Origin of the sequence: Alkalibacterium pelagium (assembly GCF_900109325.1) — a bacterium.
Classification (GTDB): Bacteria; Bacillota; Bacilli; order Lactobacillales; family Carnobacteriaceae_A; genus Alkalibacterium; species Alkalibacterium pelagium.
Map to the genome: position 1 here is coordinate 24,140 of NZ_FNZU01000013.1, position 16,455 is coordinate 40,594.

General features: G+C 41.9%; 15 protein-coding genes and 1 pseudogene. 11 read left to right on the forward strand and 5 right to left on the reverse strand.

Annotated elements, in window-relative coordinates; all coding sequences use genetic code 11:
- Positions 1-18 precede the first annotated feature (18 nt).
- On the reverse strand, positions 19-444 hold the full coding sequence (locus BMX79_RS10070; protein ID WP_091482270.1) for a YslB family protein: 426 nt from the start codon (positions 442-444) through the stop codon (positions 19-21).
- A gap of 261 nt (positions 445-705) precedes the next feature.
- Between BMX79_RS10070 and racE the strand changes: the two genes are divergently transcribed.
- From racE to cbpB, 4 genes and pseudogenes are all read left to right on the forward strand, one after another.
- Positions 706-1,518 (forward strand): glutamate racemase, encoded by an 813-nt coding sequence (racE, locus tag BMX79_RS10075; protein WP_091482272.1) that lies wholly within the window; start codon positions 706-708, stop codon positions 1,516-1,518.
- A 15-nt stretch (positions 1,519-1,533) separates the two neighbouring features.
- Positions 1,534-2,130: pseudogene (locus tag BMX79_RS10080) on the forward strand (XTP/dITP diphosphatase); the annotation flags it as partial.
- Positions 2,131-2,148: 18 nt separating this feature from the next.
- Positions 2,149-2,670 carry a metallophosphoesterase gene (locus BMX79_RS10085; RefSeq protein ID WP_091482276.1) on the forward strand — a complete coding sequence of 174 codons (522 nt, stop codon included), beginning with the start codon at positions 2,149-2,151 and terminating at the stop codon, positions 2,668-2,670.
- A 175-nt stretch (positions 2,671-2,845) separates the two neighbouring features.
- Positions 2,846-3,364, forward strand: coding sequence for a cyclic-di-AMP-binding protein CbpB (cbpB, locus tag BMX79_RS10090; RefSeq protein WP_091482278.1), 519 nt, complete (start codon positions 2,846-2,848; stop codon positions 3,362-3,364).
- Between the two features lie 864 nt (positions 3,365-4,228).
- On the opposite strand, the gene BMX79_RS10095 is transcribed toward cbpB, so the two are convergent.
- A complete protein-coding gene (locus tag BMX79_RS10095) occupies positions 4,229-5,131 on the reverse strand; it encodes a mechanosensitive ion channel family protein (RefSeq protein WP_091482280.1) in 903 nt (300 codons plus the stop codon).
- Between the two features lie 165 nt (positions 5,132-5,296).
- Between BMX79_RS10095 and BMX79_RS10100 the strand changes: the two genes are divergently transcribed.
- From BMX79_RS10100 to BMX79_RS10120, 5 genes are all read left to right on the forward strand, one after another.
- The gene (locus tag BMX79_RS10100) at positions 5,297-5,695 is read left to right on the forward strand and encodes a DUF948 domain-containing protein (RefSeq protein WP_091482283.1); all 399 of its coding nucleotides are present in this window, start codon (positions 5,297-5,299) and stop codon (positions 5,693-5,695) included.
- A gap of 35 nt (positions 5,696-5,730) precedes the next feature.
- The gene (locus BMX79_RS10105; protein ID WP_091482285.1) at positions 5,731-6,213 is read left to right on the forward strand and encodes a YtxH domain-containing protein; all 483 of its coding nucleotides are present in this window, start codon (positions 5,731-5,733) and stop codon (positions 6,211-6,213) included.
- Positions 6,214-6,326: 113 nt separating this feature from the next.
- Positions 6,327-6,815 (forward strand): FMN-binding protein, encoded by a 489-nt coding sequence (locus tag BMX79_RS10110; protein WP_091482287.1) that lies wholly within the window; start codon positions 6,327-6,329, stop codon positions 6,813-6,815.
- Positions 6,816-6,859: 44 nt separating this feature from the next.
- A complete protein-coding gene (locus tag BMX79_RS10115) occupies positions 6,860-7,393 on the forward strand; it encodes a DUF421 domain-containing protein (protein WP_170231027.1) in 534 nt (177 codons plus the stop codon).
- Between the two features lie 59 nt (positions 7,394-7,452).
- Positions 7,453-7,947 carry a DUF421 domain-containing protein gene (locus tag BMX79_RS10120; protein ID WP_091482291.1) on the forward strand — a complete coding sequence of 165 codons (495 nt, stop codon included), beginning with the start codon at positions 7,453-7,455 and terminating at the stop codon, positions 7,945-7,947.
- A 77-nt stretch (positions 7,948-8,024) separates the two neighbouring features.
- Here the strand turns inward: BMX79_RS10120 and BMX79_RS10125 are convergent, their stop codons facing one another.
- The gene (locus BMX79_RS10125; protein ID WP_091482293.1) at positions 8,025-9,122 is read right to left on the reverse strand and encodes a M24 family metallopeptidase; all 1,098 of its coding nucleotides are present in this window, start codon (positions 9,120-9,122) and stop codon (positions 8,025-8,027) included.
- Positions 9,123-9,350: 228 nt separating this feature from the next.
- Here BMX79_RS10125 and ccpA point away from each other — a divergent pair, with 228 nt between their 5' ends.
- Complete coding sequence (gene ccpA, locus BMX79_RS10130; RefSeq protein WP_091482295.1) at positions 9,351-10,352, forward strand: catabolite control protein A; 1,002 nt, start codon at positions 9,351-9,353, stop codon at positions 10,350-10,352.
- Between the two features lie 149 nt (positions 10,353-10,501).
- Here ccpA and BMX79_RS10135 read toward each other — a convergent pair whose 3' ends face one another.
- Positions 10,502-13,312, reverse strand: coding sequence for a transglycosylase domain-containing protein (locus BMX79_RS10135; protein WP_170231028.1), 2,811 nt, complete (start codon positions 13,310-13,312; stop codon positions 10,502-10,504).
- 187 nt (positions 13,313-13,499) lie between these two features.
- Positions 13,500-14,465, reverse strand: coding sequence for an oxygen-dependent tRNA uridine(34) hydroxylase TrhO (gene trhO / locus BMX79_RS10140; protein WP_091482298.1), 966 nt, complete (start codon positions 14,463-14,465; stop codon positions 13,500-13,502).
- 242 nt (positions 14,466-14,707) lie between these two features.
- Between trhO and BMX79_RS10145 the strand changes: the two genes are divergently transcribed.
- On the forward strand, positions 14,708-16,363 hold the full coding sequence (locus BMX79_RS10145; RefSeq protein ID WP_143059440.1) for a C40 family peptidase: 1,656 nt from the start codon (positions 14,708-14,710) through the stop codon (positions 16,361-16,363).
- Positions 16,364-16,455 lie beyond the last annotated feature (92 nt).

Here is a 16,455-nt window from a genome sequence, read left to right on the forward strand (position 1 = left end):
ATCTGCCTTCTTACACTTTTAGTCCACAGATTCTTTTCTGTCAGCTTGAAGAATAATTTCTACAACCTTCTTCTTTCTTACGACATTAAAGGATCCTTCAGTATAGGTTTCTGTATACGCCTGTATGGCTTGAGCCAGAAAACCTGTTTCCAGGGCAAAATCAGCATCAGGATGCTCACTCAGTCTTGAATGAACGACCTCACCGTGAAGCTGGAAAAGATAGGATGATTTCTTCTGTTCCAGAAGAGTCAAAGTTCCAAAAGAAGCCGTCTTTAAAATGGAGATGATGTCATCCAGACTGGAAAAGGTAAAACTTCTGGCCAGTTCTTTTCCTGCCCAGTATAATATGTCAGACTGGTCTTCTTTCAGAAGATCAGGAAGCAACGAATCTCTAAGAAGTATAATGCCTTGAAACGGGGGATGCTGGTTTGTGTTACTAGTCATTCTTTCACCTCGATCGGATTGTAGATGGATTTGGAGAATAAATCGATTTGTGTCTATCCATTCTCTTGACTTCTGTCATAAAAGCGACAAGTCTTTATATTTATAGCCGGATTCTTTATAATTAAATAGAGACCGGGCACATCTGTTACTATTTTACAGTGTTTGTGTCCTGGATTCTAGTCAGATCGATAAAGTCTGTCAATTATTAACTAAATTTATGGCATCAGTGTTTGTGATGTCTGAAAGCAAAGGTTGTTATGTATGTCAAATAGACCCATAGGTTTACTGGATTCTGGAATTGGAGGTCTGACCGTTTTAAAAGCTGTCAAGCATCTGCTTCCTGATGAATCATTTATCTACATTGGAGACAGTGCCAGAAATCCTTACGGTAACCGCACAGAAAAAGAAATCATTCAGTATACTGAAGAATTGGTAAATTTTTTACTGCTTCATGATGTGAAAATGATCGTTATCGCCTGCAACACAGCTACAGCATTAACATTGACTCTCCTGAAAGAAAAGCTCAGCATTCCGGTCATTGGTGTCATCAGCGCCGGAAGTAGAGAAGCAGCGAGACTGTCTGAAACAGGGAAAATAGGCGTACTTGCAACACAAAGTACAGTAGACTCACAATTTTATACAGAATCGATTGCACAAGAGAGATCAGATGTCGATGTTACCAGTCTGGCCTGTCCTGAATTTGTAGATTTAGTTGAAGCAAATCGGCATACTGGACCAGATGCTGAACAGGTCGTAGCTGAAAAGTTAGCGCCTCTGAAGAAACAGGCTATCGACACTCTAATATTAGGCTGTACGCATTTCCCCCTTCTGGCAGATTATATTCAGAAAGAGATGGGCGAAGAGGTCCTGCTGATTGATTCTGGCGCACTTACCGCTGAATCGATCAAATATGTACTTGGAGAAGAAAACCTCGCAGCGGAAGCAGGACAAGACTCTCCGACCATGAGAATTTTTACAACTGGAAATGAAGAACTGTTCAGAGAAATCGCAGCTGAATGGATGGAGAACGATTCACTGGAAATAGCTCATATATCATTAAAAGGATTGATTTAAGTGACTGAACTGAGGAAGACAATAGTGATTGCGACAAGAAACAAGGGTAAAGCTAAAGAGTTTGAAGCCTTGTTCAACAAGAAAGGCTATGCGATACAAACACTTCTGGACTACCCTGAGGTGCCGGATGTGGAAGAAACTGGAGTGACCTTTCAGGAAAATGCCTTGCTGAAGGCAGAAACAATTGCTGAACAGTTTGAAACACTAGTGCTGGCGGACGATTCCGGCTTGAAAGTGAAAGCTCTCTATGGCCAGCCCGGTGTCTATTCAGCACGTTACGCTGGAGAAGAGAAGAACGATGCAAAAAACAATGCTAAACTGCTGAACGAGCTGGCAGATGTCAAAGGCGAAGACAGAGCAGCCGTCTTCCACTGTTCACTTGCCCTAGCGATGCCAGGCAAACCCTCTCTTGTAGTCGATGGAGAAGTAGCTGGTCAAATAATGGGTGTCCCGCGAGGAGAAAACGGATTCGGTTATGATCCGTTGTTTTATCTGGAAGACAAAGAAAAGACGATGGCGGAACTAACTGAGGAAGAAAAGAATGATATCAGTCACCGGGCAGTAGCACTGAAAAATCTGGAAGATGTACTCGACGACTGGCTTCAAGACTAAAGAGGAGGAGAAACAGCGATGAAGATAATTTGTGTCAGTGATAATCATGGCAATACCTATTATATGGAAGAACTGCTCTCAATCTACGAAGAAGCATCAGATGAATGGATTCACTGTGGGGATTCAGAACTCCTGGAAACACATCCGTTATGGCAGAATTTCAAAACAGTTGAAGGGAATATGGATATAGCAGATGGATTTAAAAACGAGCGAGTGGTAGAACTGGAAGGGGAGCGTTTTCTGATCGTCCACGGACATCGGCATGGGGTAAAGCGGTCCTATAAAGAACTAATGTCACGTGCGAAAGAAGAAAACTGTCAGTTTGCCTTTTATGGGCATACACATATTCCAAAAGTTGAAGAAGAAGACGGCATCTTTTTCATTAATCCCGGTAGCATTGCCCAGCCAAGAGACCGTCAGATCGGCACCTATCTGGTCATGGATCTAAACAGAAACAATCATCAAGTGTCCTTTACATTTTTTGACCGGGACCATAATGAAGTAAAAGAACTGACTCAGTCTTTTAATCTCACCGATTGATCAGCCTTCTCATCATATTGCCATTATTATAATGACTTAATCCCTATGAATGTAGCTCAAGGTAAACACGTGCAAATATTTTCTAAGAAAATTCACCTTAAACTACTTTTTATTTGGGATAATACGTCCAAAAGGGTAAAATAGAAGTGAAGACTGGATACGAGGAGTGAATAAATTGATAGGTGAGAAAATCAAGTCATTACTTATCTCGAGTGAAAGGTCCCTAGTCAAACCTGCTGAAGAAGTAGCAGTCGTAGGCTTGAAGAACAGACTGAATCACGCCTTACTTATATTAACATCTGATAAATATGCAGTTGTCCCTGTTCTTGATGACGAGTCGAAAATGCATGGGTTGATATCCATGCCGACAATATTTCAGGCTATCATGAATATTGAAGACGTCGAATTTGAGAAACTGGGAGAAATTGAAGTAAGAGAAGTAATGGACACAGACTACCCTGTGGTAAAAGAAGATTTCGAACTGGAAGAAGTACTTCATGCATTAGTGAATCATGCGTTTATTACTGTAGTTGACGATGAGAACTATTTCAAAGGCATTATCACCCGTAGTGAAATCCTTAAAGGAACTAACCGCATCGCTCACGAGTTTGAAAAAATTTATGATGTCAGTGAAAAAACTCAGGACAAGCTAAGTCGTGATGAAGAAGTGAAGAAAGAGTCAGTTCTAAAATGATTTATGGGAAAGCAGCCGTCCAATCGGCTGCTTTATTCTTATGGAAAAGAACAATAATTGAAGGAGTAATGTAGTCTAATGATAAGTCCTGATTCGAATGGGGTTCTGAACTATAGTTTGGAGAGAGACGAGTGGAGTTTACCATCCTTTTCTGAGCTAAAATGTAACTATGTGGTGTTTAAGAGGATTATCGAAGGAGAATGTGTGACTGAGCTGTAACTAGAGGCCATCTAACGGCATTTAAGACAGCCGTCATTTCACGAACTATAACTAGAAGCCATCTAACGGCATTTAAGACAGCCATAATTTTACGAACTGTAACTAGAGGCCATCTAACGGCATTTAAGACTGCCATCATTTCACGAGCTTTAACTAGAAGCCATCTAACGGCATTTAAGACAGCCATAATTTCACGAACTATAACTAGAAGCCATATAACGGCACTAATAAGCCAAAGAAACTTATGAACTTTAACTATAAGGCGTTTAGCGAAGACTTCTATTCGATCACTCTGCCTGAACTGAAATTAGAATGGTTCTAACGGTAAGTTTCCCCCTTCGCTTCAGCAGAAACTGCACTAATGAGAGCTCAAGTAGGCTGAGAGAAAGCAGAACGTGACAGAACGTGACCCAGAGGAGGGTGATCTGAAAACGTAACTCTTTAGCCAGCTGACTGCCGATTTACTCAATCAACATCTATCGGGATACCGAAGAAGAGAGTAAAGAATTTCTTTTTAATAAGGAAACGAATCGCAGAGCGCTTCGTGTAAATAAAGGTAATTGAAACTAATTGACAAAATAAAAACCAGTCAGACGGGATTGGACCTGTCTGACCGGCAAGAGTGTTTACCTATTATATTTCTGATTACGGTGCCTGAATATCCAAATTGACTTTAGGCAGTTCAATACCTGCTTCTCTTAAAGCATCGACATATTTCTCATAGAAAAGATTACGCATAGCGAATTCAGTACCGGACTTGGTGTACATTATGACCTGAGCGGCAATCTGACCGGCACCTATTGGAACAAAAGAAATTTCTGATGGCTCTATAGTGATCTCCTCACGTCGTGGAATCCATTCACGATTGACCTGTTCCAGAACTGCTCTGACCTTATTGAGATCCGTTTCAGGAAACAGTCTGACGTGAAGCATGACACGCATATCAGCCCGCGACCGGTTACTGATGACTGTGATCGATCGGTTAGGGATAAAATGCGTAGTCCCGTCGAAATCTCTGACTTTGGTTGTTTTAAGATTGACATCTTCAACGGTCCCCAAGATTCCGCTCAGTTCGACGACATCGCCAACATCCAGCTGTTTTTCCAGTAAAATCATAAAGCCGTTGACTATATCTGATACAAATCCCTGAGCACCGAGAGAAAGTGCCAGCCCTACGACACCGGCACTGGCGACTAATGTGCCAACCGGTACGCCCATGAGTTCAAGAATTGCATAGACGAGGAAGAAATAAATGATGGCATGGAAGCTGTTTTTACTTAGCTTATACAAAGTATTGAGACGATTGGGTACTGTCTGTTTTTCTTTCATATAACGTTTAAAAACCAGTTCGATAGCGTAATTGCCCAGCTTTTTTAGTATGAAAAAGATAATCAGTGTCAGGATAAGCTGCATGAGAAATAAAATGATTGAAGAGAAGATGCCTTCCCAGTCAATATCATTCCAGTATTCGATGAAAAAGTTTATTCCTTCTTCTGGAGTTGTAGGTCCTTCCTGATTTTCAGTTCCGTTAGTCCCTGCAAAATACATAATTGATTCGATCCTTTCAGAGAGTCATAGTGTACCTATATTCTACCAGTTTTTGTAAATACTTCAATCTTGTCAATTCAAGGGCTTCAAGACCTTCTTGTTTGCAATATTCAGTCCTATAATGGTAATCTAAGTTTATACAGAATAGAAGAAAGAGGGATTAATATGACAGGTGGAGAAATAGCTGCATTAATTGCAGCAGGTGCTTTTGCAGTTCTAGTTCTGGGTTTATGTTTTGTACTATTTAAAGTGGCAGGCATTGTGTCGGAACTGAATACAACTATAGAAGAAGCGAACAAGAGCTTGAGCACGATCACTAAGGATGCGGATCATTTACTTATCGAAGTCGAAGGACTTCTTAATAAATCCAATACGACTTTAGATGACGTGAACGGCAAACTGGGTATGACTGATCCATTGTTCCAGGCTGTAGGAGACTTGGGTGAATCAGTATCAAGCCTGAACGAATCAACAAGAAATCTGACTTCTCATCTAGCCAGCGCATCCAAGAAAGGTGCAACGGTTGGAATCGCCAAAAAAGTAGGCAGTAAAGTCAGAGGGTAAGTAAGATAATAAAATATAAGGAGAGAATAATCAGCATGAAAAAACATTCTAATACTGAGAGTTTTGTACTGGGAACATTCGTCGGGGCAGCTGTAGCGGGACTGACTGCGCTTCTGCTTGCACCAAAATCAGGTAAAGAAATGCGTGGAAACATTGCTGATCAAGCTGACAAAACGAAGCAGCAGGCAAAAGAGTATATGTCACTTGCTAAAGAAAAAGGAACTGATCTGAAAGATACAGTAGAAGAAGCGGGTTCAGAATATCTGAAAAATGCTTCTGTGACATATGACCAGCTGTCTAATCAAGTTGGTTCAAATATGGACGAAACTGAGAAAAATCTTGATAAAATTAAAGAAGAAGCAAAAGAAACAGCTGAAGGTGTTAAAGAAGCCCTTAAAGAAGGGACAGAACGCGACGTAGAAATTACTAAAGATGCTGCTGAAGATGCTCAGGGAACAGTTGAGGAAGGTATTGAAGAAGGAAAAGATCTGTCAGATACCGATGCATCCAAGCCTTAATCTTGCAACATCTGTCAAAGCTATCTTAAAATTATAATCAATAAAAGGATGCGTGGTGTTCGCATCCTTTTTATACATATTACCGAGTATTTAAAGATGGAAAGGAGAAAATTATGGGCTTAAAACATGCATTGCTTGTTCTTGCTGCACCAGCTCTCCTGCTGACTGCGTGTGGTGAAGATACCGGTGTGGAGAACGGGACCACTGAAGTTGGTGTCACACATGGCACATTCGAAGACGGCAACTACGAACTGGTCGAAACTAACTATGATGATAACGGTTGGCGGGCTGAATTCACTATCGATGTTGAAGATGGAGAAATTGTCTCGTCAAATTACAATGAATACAATGAACAGGGGACAGCCAAAACTGAAGATGAGAGTTATCAGGAAGCGATGGCTGAACAGACAGGTATTGGTCCTCAGGAGTATATGGATGATTTGAATGGACAGCTTGTTGAAACACAGGATGCCGGTCAAATCGATACTGTGTCAGGAGCTACTTCCTCATCAGAAAAGTTCCAAGAATATGCAGCCATGCTTCTGAATGCAGCTGAAAATGGAGAAACTGATACTATTGAAGTAGATAATGAAGTTGATTAAGCGAAAAAAAGCATAGCAATATGCTTTTTTTTAGGAGGATACCCATGAACACTGGACAATTTGGACGAATAACCGTCGTCTCCTTTTTCTGCTACCTCGTGATTTTATTTGTTCTGAGGCTGTCAGGAAAACGAACACTGCTGAAGATGAATGCTTTTGATTTTATTATTACGGTCTCTTTAGGAACGGTTTTCGGGAATATCCTTATCAATCAGGATGAAGTATTATGGGAAGGCCTGTATATCTTCTGTCTGCTACTTATTTTTCAATTTCTTTCAAGTTATTTGTCTTCGAGATCTGCACTCTTCAGTCGTATTCTAAAGGCTCATCCATCTCTTCTTTTCTATGACGGAACTTATTACGAGGATAAAATGAAAAAAGAACGGATTCCAAAATCTGAAGTGCTTCAGGCAATAAGAGAACAGGGAATAGGAAAGGTTGAAGAAGTCGCTGCAGTCATCTTAGAGACAGACGGGACAATATCTGTTTTACCTAAGAAGAATAACGAACTCAGGGACTTGAATACATTAGTCGATCTGGATGAGAATCAGGAAAACCAGAAAAATGATATAGAATGATATTAATTGTATCGAGGAATATAAATACTGGAAATCAAAAATAGAAAGAAGACGAAATTATGACTCTAGAAAATTTTATTAGAATGATTATTGTAGCATTTGGAAGTTATGCCGTGATCGTTTTAGTACTCAGAATATCAGGTAAGCGGACCTTGTCCAAAATGAATGCTTTTGATTTTATTGTCACTGTTGCTTTAGGTTCGGTCCTAGCCAATATACTGGTCAATCACGAAACGCTCTTATGGGAAGGGCTTTTTGCATTCTGCCTGCTCGTCCTGTTGCAATATATCTCTACCTGGCTTTCCGTACGGTCTTCTGCAGTACGGTCACTATTGAAATCAGAGCCATCGCTCATTTATTATGACGATCACTATGATAACAAGAAAATGAAAAAAGAAAGAATAACCGAAAGAGAAGTTATTCAGGCGATCCGCAAAGATGGTTATATCTCACTGGATGAAATAGCCGCAGTGATTCTTGAATCTGACGGAACGCTGACCGTTATGGAAAAATCAAAACAGAAGCACTTGGAGCAAGATGATTTCTTCCTATAGAAAACGTCCCTTATAGTTGATACGACTCACAGTCAGGTTATGCTCTGAAGTCGATACCTACTATAAGGGAGTTTTTTTTAATCTTTAACTGGAAGAATAATTAGTTCTTTAGTAGTTTGGGTAAAAGGGTCAGCGCCCTCTTCAGTTACAACCAGACAGTCTTCGATTCGAATGCCTGCCTTCCCTTCTATATATATACCCGGTTCGATAGAAAAGCACATGCCGGTCTGAATTGGAACAGTGACTCCCGGGGCGATATTAGGGTATTCATGCACAGATCGTCCTAGTCCGTGACCTAATCGGTGAGTGAAATAGTCACCGTAGCCTGATTCTGTAATGAGCTGTCTTGCAGCACTATCTAATTCACCGGCTGTAATGCCCGGTTTGACAGCTGCTTGAGCCTTTTTCTGAGCACTAAGCACAATCGAATAAAGTTCTTTTTGCTCAGGTGACGGATCGCCATAACTGACCGTACGTGTCACGTCACTAGTATACCCGTTATAGACGACACCTAGATCAAAGAGCACAAATTCACCGGATTGGAGCAGTCGTTCTCCGGGAGTACCATGGGGGCTGGCAGCGTGATCGCCAAACAACACCATCGTATCGAAGCTCATCTCTTTTACACCCAGTTTTTTCATCTCAAATTCTATGACAGCCACGACTTCCTGCTCAGATATGCCTGTAGACAAGGCGTCCATACCAACACGCAGGGCTTCATCTGCCAGACGGCCCGCCTCTTTCATTTTAATAATCTCTTCACTAGTTTTAATTACTTTCATGTCCTGAAGGTATGATGTGAGGGACGTGAATGAAGCATCAGGGAAGAGTGACGTCAGCTGATGATAGCGATCGACTACAAGGTAATCCGATTCGATACCGATTGAGCTAAATAAGCCATCATATTTTACAATCTCTTTCAGAATAGTCCAAGGGTTTTCCTCATCCTTATAGCCAGTCACTTTATCGATGGCGTCATAGGAACTGGCTTCAGTTTCTTCGAGTTTTGGAACGAGTAACTGAGTAAAGTCAGATGTAATCAGTAGAGCCAGCACACGCTCATGGGGAGTGCTGTGGAAACCAGTCAGATAGGCAATGGTATCGGGATTGTCAATATATACAAAAGACAGCGCCTCATCCGTCATATATTTTTTTAATGTGTCAAGCGGGGTCATAATTATCCATCCTTTAAAATTAATCGTGGTAATAGTGTACCAAAAACTTCTCTTTTAGAATAGAAAATGATAGAATGATTATGAAGAAAGCCCTTTCTGAAAAAGTTTTAGAAAATTTCATGAAAATTTATCGATTTAATTGAAAAAGGTTACATTTCCTGTTATCCTGTTAAAGGAAGTATGCGCTCACAAGACTTTTATTCTATATATGTTAAAGGAGATTAGATAATGGATAAGCAAACAATTACGATTTATGATGTGGCACGTGAAGCCGGAGTATCCATGGCTACTGTGTCACGCGTAGTCAACGGTAACCCGAATGTAAAACCCACAACTCGAAAGAAAGTTCTGGATGTCATTGACAGACTTGATTACCGTCCTAATGCTGTAGCAAGAGGGCTGGCAAGCAAGAAGACGACAACTGTCGGAGTCATCATTCCAGATGTGACCAACTTGTACTTCTCCTCACTTGCACGAGGAATCGATGATATTGCAACAATGTACAAGTACAACATCATTCTTGCAAACTCAGATGAAAATGAGCAGAAAGAAGTTCAGGTGCTCAACACGCTGCTGGCTAAACAAGTAGACGGTGTGATCTTCATGGGGAACAAAATTACAGAAGAACTGAGAGCTGAGTTTTCACGTTCCCGCACACCAGTCGTACTGGCAGGGACTGTCGACCCGGATGAACAAGTAGGTAGTGTCAATATCGATTACGAAACTGCTACTGAAGATAGCGTAGATATCCTGGTAGGAAACGGACACAGGAAGATTGCATTTGTTTCCGAAAGCCACGATGAACCAATAAACGGCCAATATCGTCTGAATGGATATAAAAAAGCTCTTGAAAAAGCGGCCATCTCATATGACGACGACTTAGTTCTTCAATCTGAATATACCTATAAAGTAGGCGAAGCAGTATTTGAACAACTTAAAAAAGCGGGTGCTACCGCAGCAGTAGTCGCTGATGACGAACTGGCAGTCGGAATTCTGAATGCTGCCCTTGATAGAGGCGTATCAATTCCTGAAGATTTTGAGCTTATCACATCTAACAACTCAAAACTGACAGCGATGACTCGTCCGCAGATGAGTACCGTCGTTCAGCCATTGTATGACATTGGAGCCGTAGCGATGCGTCTATTGACTAAATTGATGAATAAAGAAGAGATTGACGAAAAAACGGTCAAACTTCCATATACTATAGATGCAAAAGGAACAACTAAATAATAGATCTGAAAAAGGACAGCTATGACGGCTGTCCTTTTTTATATGAGCAAAATGATTACTGAAGTAAGGGCCACATTAATCATGTGTCACGAGTAAATAAAAAAACAGCTGCTGACCAATTAAGGTGAGCAGCTGTTTCGTTTAGTATATTAGTCTTCTTCATCATCTGTATCATTATCATCATCATCATTTTCGTCAGATGGCGGGGTGGCTTCAGAATTACCGTTGCCATTTCCGTTACCGTTAGATGATCCATTACCATTACCGTTGCCATTGCCATTGCCGTTACCATTACCATTGGATGAGCCATTGCCATTTGATTCGTCAGTGTCATCCGAGGAGCCATTTCCATTGTCAGATCCATTATTTCCGTTAGATGATCCGTTGCCGTTTCCATTGGAAGACTCATCTTCCTCGTCATCATCATCTTCAGGTTCCGGCTCAGGTTCTGGTTCAGGTGCTTCAGATGCCTCGTCGTCATTGGACTGGTCATCATCATCAGCATCGTCTTCAGTTTCTTCTTCCTCGTCATCGTCCTCGTCATCTTCTTCATCATCGTCGTCGGAAGATGATGCACGACCCCAGAATTCTTCCAGTTCTTCATCAGTAGCTCCGATAGCAAAGTCATAAACTGTTGTTCCAGGAACGTTATCTGATTTGAACAGCTCAGTATGTGTATTACCAGAGTAGTTGAATGTAGATCCGTCAGGGGCTTCAACTTCACCAGCTTTCATACCAGTATCTACAATGACAGAATCTTCAGTTACACCATCAGGTCGAGCATGGTTTTCACCCACACCAAGGATATCCGGATTAACTGCATGTACAGCGTTCATAATACGCGCCCACATGTCCCGGTTCCTTCTACTTGGATGCAGACCGAAGTCATCCCGCAATGAGAGTTCATTTGTCCCATATCCCATCCATGTACCGAAAGAAACACGGGGGGTGCTTCCAATATACCACACATCGTTACGGTCTTGAGTAGTTCCAGTTTTTGATACCCAGTCAGATGAAAAATTCAACTGATCAATGGTTCCTTCAGCAGTTCCGTCTGTATGAACACCTCGTAGCATATCAGCTAATACGTAATTGGATGCAGGACTCCAGACTTCAGTTTGCTCAACTTCGTGCTCATAAATGACCTCACCTGCACTATTTTCTATGCGTTCAATTAGGTAAGCATCAGCGTGCTGACCATTGTTTCCGATTGTTGAGAAAGCACTGGTCAATCCAACTGGGGAAGGTCCATCTGTTCCTCCAATAGAAAAAGATGGCAGGTTAACTGTTTCAGTAGGAACATCCTCTTCAGTAATTCCCATGCGACGTATATATCCGGCAAGATCGACTTCTTCCTCCAGCAGTTCAGCATGTACTTTAAAAGCAGCAATATTTTTAGAATCTTCGAGAGATTCCCGGGCTGTAATCCATTCATTTGTAGTAGCCCCCACATTAGTCGGAGTATAGTAATTCCATTCTCCTGTGGCAGGGTTCCAATCATTTCTTATTTCAACTTCTGTATCCGGTATGATCGTAGCGGGAGTAAGAAGGTTAGCATCAATAGCCGGTCCGTATACTGCAAGTGGCTTGATAGCCGAACCTGGAGTCCTTCTCATTTGGAAAGCATTGTTAAACTGGCTCAGTTCATAATCTCTTCCGCCAATAAAGCCAATAATTCGTCCGGTTTCATTGTCGATTAGAGATCCGCCATATTGAACGGGAAGGGTAGTAGATTGAGTATTGCCATCATTATCTTCCCAAGTGTAAGTCTGTTCCGCTCCAAGCTGATCCTGATATTCTCTCACTGTTTCTTCCATTGCGTGGTGGACATCACGATCTATCGTGGTATGGATCTGATATCCTCCGTTACGAATTTCAGAACGAATCTGTTCTTCATATTCTCCTAAAAGGTCCGGATTTTCCTCCAGATCTTCATTAGTAATGCCGTCACGTTCAAGTGCCTGAATAACTAAAATACGACGAGCTTCAAATTCTCCTCGGTCATAGACATAAGACAAATCTTCGTAGTCTATTTCTTCACTATTCAGGAAGTCCTGTGTCAGATCATATTCAACAGCTTCCTGGTATTCATCGTAAGTGATAAGGCCTTCACGGTGCATCCTGAACAATACTTCACGTTGTCTGCGCAGACCCAGCTCCTGATCTTCCTTAATGGCACCCGTATTAGTATAAGGGCTGAAAATGTTCGGACGCTGAGGCAGACCAGCGATAAATGCAGCCTGAGGAAGCGTCACTTCTGAAGCGGGAACACCAAATATCCCTTGAGCGGCTTCTTCAACTCCAGCAATGTTCTGGCCTTTGTTGTTTCTACCGAATGGTGACACATTAAGATAAGCTTCCAGAATTTCTTCTTTATCCATGTAATTCTCGATACGCATAGCAAGTAAGATTTCGTTAGCTTTACGTTCATGCGACACTTCGCCGCCAATGATCTGCTGTTTGATCAGCTGCTGAGTAAGAGTGGATCCACCGGTAGAAGCACCAGATTCAGTCAAATCCTGAACAAGGGCACGGGCGACAGCTTTAGGCACGATTCCTTCGTGATCGAAGAAATATTCATCTTCTGTGGCTATTATCGCATCTACCAGAAGAGGAGACATCTGTTCCAGTTCAACTGGCGTCCTCATTAGGTCCGCTCTCAGGTCGCTGATGACTTCTCCACCTGCATAATACATTGTAGAGGTTTCATTATAATCATAAATCTGCTGGACCATCACTTCATGGTCGGGAATATCATTTCCATTGACCAGTGAAACGAAGTAACCGACAGCTGCTCCTGCTCCTAGAGACCCCCCTACAAGAAGGATGACAACTAACATAATAACGAGGGCCTTGACGACCCGATAAAAAATATCAAAATAATAGACAACATTCTCGAAACGTGAGGGTTCATTCGTTTCTTCTGTCTGTCTTTGCTTCTTTTCTTCAGAACGCTTCATTATGAACTCCTTTAAGTTTGATTTAATAGTCATGTAGCTTGTTATATTATAGCAAAATAAGGGGAGAAATAAAATAATTGCGGAGCTAAAGCAAATTAAAAAAGCCGGACTGTGACAGAATTGTTAAGTGCTTGCATGAAAAAATCCTTTACGAAAATAGGAATTAGTTTTCGTAAAGGATTGATGGTCAGACTGTCTCAGGCAGTGTTTCTCCGATTTTTTCTAATCGCTCGGCTACTTCTTCTCTGCTGAGGTGATGCTCTTTAACATAACGGTTTTCTGATGAGACACGGCAGTCATGAGAACAGCCTCTTAAATACTTGTGCTCATTCTCCTCTGAAGTGATGAACTGACGGTTGCAGAATGGATTTCCGCAGTTGACGTAACGTTCACATGGTGTGCCGTCAAACCAGTCTTTGGCTATGACTGTATGTTCCTTGCGGTTGATGTCCACACTGATTCGTCCATCGAAGACATACATTTTGCCATCCCATAGCTCACCTTGAGTTTCAGGATGAGTACCGTAATTATGAATCCCTCCATGAAGCTGAGCTACGTCTTCGAACCCCTCTTTAAGAAGCCAGCCACTCAGTTTTTCACAACGGACCCCACCAGTACAATAGGTAACGACGCGTTTGTCCATGAACTTCTCTTTGTTCTCCCTGATCCATTCCGGAAGTTCTCTGAAGGATCGAATATCAGGACGTACAGCACCTCGGAAATGACCCAGATCGTACTCATAATCATTTCTTGCATCAAGAACAATTGTGTTTTCATCTTCGAGAGCTTCCCGGAATTCAGTCGGTTCAAGATACTGTCCAGTGATCTCGTTTGGATCAAGGTCATCTTCACCTAAACTTAGAGAAACGATTTCCGGACGGTAACGAACATGCATTTTCTTGAATGCATGGCCCTCCGCAGGATCCATTTTAAAGAACAGGTCACTGAAGCGCTCGTCAGATTTTACAGCTTCCATATAAGCATCAGTCTGCTCGATCGTACCGGAGACAGTTCCGTTAATTCCTTCTTCCGAAACAAGAATACGCCCTTTTAGCCCGATATCTTTACATAAAGCAAGGTGCTCAGTTCTGAATTGTTCAGGGTTGTCTATTTTTACATATTTATAATATAGCAATACACGATAATCACTCATCTAATTTCCTCCTGTTGCTGGATATGATCTAGTCCATTCTCATGGAATCACTAAAAAGTATAGTCGTTTCGCTTACAAAATGCAAGTAATCTCAAGCAGTAAAGCCATTTCGAGATGTAAAAGTGACATCTAAGTGTAATATAGTTGCAATTTAATTATCTCGATATAATGGTATACTTTATCCAATAAATCAAACGCTGACATTTTAATAATGTGGAATTACACCAATGGAGGGGCTTTTGTTGATCAAGAAACTTATACTGTCAACTTTATCAAGTGCACTATTACTTAGTACATTTTCTGCTGTACCACTAGCATCAGCAGACGATTTCGACAATGCAATTGATGAACATAGATCGATCATAGAAGAGACCGACAATCAAGTACATAACCTTGAAGAAACTATCAGCTCTCTTCAGGAACAGGTACGCAGCGCAGAAGAAGAGTTAAAGGCTCTCGATCGTGATATCACTGCAAATGAAGACAAAATCAATGAAGTAGTTGAACGTCTGGAGGCAGCTCATGCCGAAATGAAACAGCTTCAGGACGAAATTGCTGAGCTAGAAGGAATCATTGCAAAGCGAACTGAACAGCTTGAAAATCAGGCCAGAAAAATCCAGGTCGACGGACAGACGACCAGCTATATCGAATTTATCATAGAGGCTGAGTCATTAACGGATATTATCGGTCGGGTAGATATTGTAACTAATCTTGTGTCATCAAACCGTAAACTGGTCAGAGCTCAGGTCAGAGACATGGAAGCAGTTGCCGAAAAGCAGGAACGAACTGAACAGACGATCGTTCAGCAGAATGCACTGGGCGCTGAACTTGAAGTTATCTCTCAGGACCTAGAACAACAGAGACTTGAAAAAGAAGTGCTCGTTGCACAGATTGCAGCAGAACGGGCAACAGCACAGTCAGATAGAGATCGGTATCTTTCACAAAGAGCTGAAGCAGAACAAGCTGTTTCACAACTGATTGTAGCACGCGAAGAAGCTGCACAGGCCGCTCGTGAAGCTGAAGAACAGAGACGAGCAGAAGCAGAACAGCGTGAACAGGAAGAAAGGGAAGCAGCAGCACGTGCTGAAGAGCAGGCAGCTGAAGAAGAGGCTCAAGTCTCATTATCATCTTCTCAAACTTCTGAGCCTGAATCATCCAGCTCAGAAACTCCTGCACCATCTAATTCAGATAGAAACCAAGCATCTTCTGGAAATAACGGTGGATCTGCATCAAATACTGAATCATCCAGTAACAATAATTCTGGAAACCAAGGCGATAGCAGTACTCCAAATAATTCCGGAAATACAGTTGGATCAAACAACAGCACTCCTGCAGAATCAGGAAACAATTCTGGGGGTAATTCCGGAAATGGAAACAACTCTGGAAATAATTCTGGTAACAACTCTGGTAATAACTCAGGCAGTAATTCAGGTAACAATGGTGGAGGAAATGGATCAGGTGGAAGTTCGAACGAATCATCCAACAAGCCTGCACCAGCACCACAACCTGCACCGGCTCCGGCTCCAAGCGGAGGAACAAGCTGGGCAACCCTTCAGCCACATGCAACGAAACTGTTAGGTACGCCTTATCTGTATGGTGGAAGTACGGCAAGTGCACTTGACTGCTCCGGCTTTACTTCTCTTGTCTTCAGACAAGTAGGGATCTCACTGCCACGTTCTGCAGCTGGACAGTATGCCTCTTCAAGAAAGATATCCAGAAGTGACGCGCAGCCTGGCGATCTGATTTTCTTCTCTGAAAATGGATCAACAGTTTCCCATGTAGGGATATATGTTGGCGGTGGACGCTTTATCGGTTCTCAGACCAGCACGGGTGTCGCGTATACCAGCGCTCATACTGGCTACTGGGGTGCACGATTTGTAGGATACGGAAGATACTAAAATCAAATTAGGAAAGGACATGCCTGATCGGGCATGTCCTTTTTTAAGTTTAGAGCCAGATTTTTTTCTCAAGTAGTGAACAAGCAGCTGAT

Bases quoted from the DNA above. Each gene is read 5' to 3' on its own strand.
- BMX79_RS10085 (WP_091482276.1), top strand. From the start codon at position 2,149: ATGAAGATAATTTGTGTCAGTGATAATCATGGCAATACCTATTATATG.
- BMX79_RS10125 (WP_091482293.1), bottom strand. From the start codon at position 9,122: ATGACCCCGCTTGACACATTAAAAAAATATATGACGGATGAGGCGCTG.
- BMX79_RS10105 (WP_091482285.1), top strand. From the start codon at position 5,731: ATGAAAAAACATTCTAATACTGAGAGTTTTGTACTGGGAACATTCGTC.
- racE (WP_091482272.1), top strand. From the start codon at position 706: ATGTCAAATAGACCCATAGGTTTACTGGATTCTGGAATTGGAGGTCTG.
- BMX79_RS10120 (WP_091482291.1), top strand. From the start codon at position 7,453: ATGACTCTAGAAAATTTTATTAGAATGATTATTGTAGCATTTGGAAGT.
- trhO (WP_091482298.1), bottom strand. From the start codon at position 14,465: ATGAGTGATTATCGTGTATTGCTATATTATAAATATGTAAAAATAGAC.
- BMX79_RS10115 (WP_170231027.1), top strand. From the start codon at position 6,860: ATGAACACTGGACAATTTGGACGAATAACCGTCGTCTCCTTTTTCTGC.
- ccpA (WP_091482295.1), top strand. From the start codon at position 9,351: ATGGATAAGCAAACAATTACGATTTATGATGTGGCACGTGAAGCCGGA.
- BMX79_RS10135 (WP_170231028.1), bottom strand. From the start codon at position 13,312: ATGAAGCGTTCTGAAGAAAAGAAGCAAAGACAGACAGAAGAAACGAAT.
- BMX79_RS10070 (WP_091482270.1), bottom strand. From the start codon at position 444: ATGACTAGTAACACAAACCAGCATCCCCCGTTTCAAGGCATTATACTT.
- BMX79_RS10110 (WP_091482287.1), top strand. From the start codon at position 6,327: ATGGGCTTAAAACATGCATTGCTTGTTCTTGCTGCACCAGCTCTCCTG.
- BMX79_RS10095 (WP_091482280.1), bottom strand. From the start codon at position 5,131: ATGTATTTTGCAGGGACTAACGGAACTGAAAATCAGGAAGGACCTACA.
- BMX79_RS10100 (WP_091482283.1), top strand. From the start codon at position 5,297: ATGACAGGTGGAGAAATAGCTGCATTAATTGCAGCAGGTGCTTTTGCA.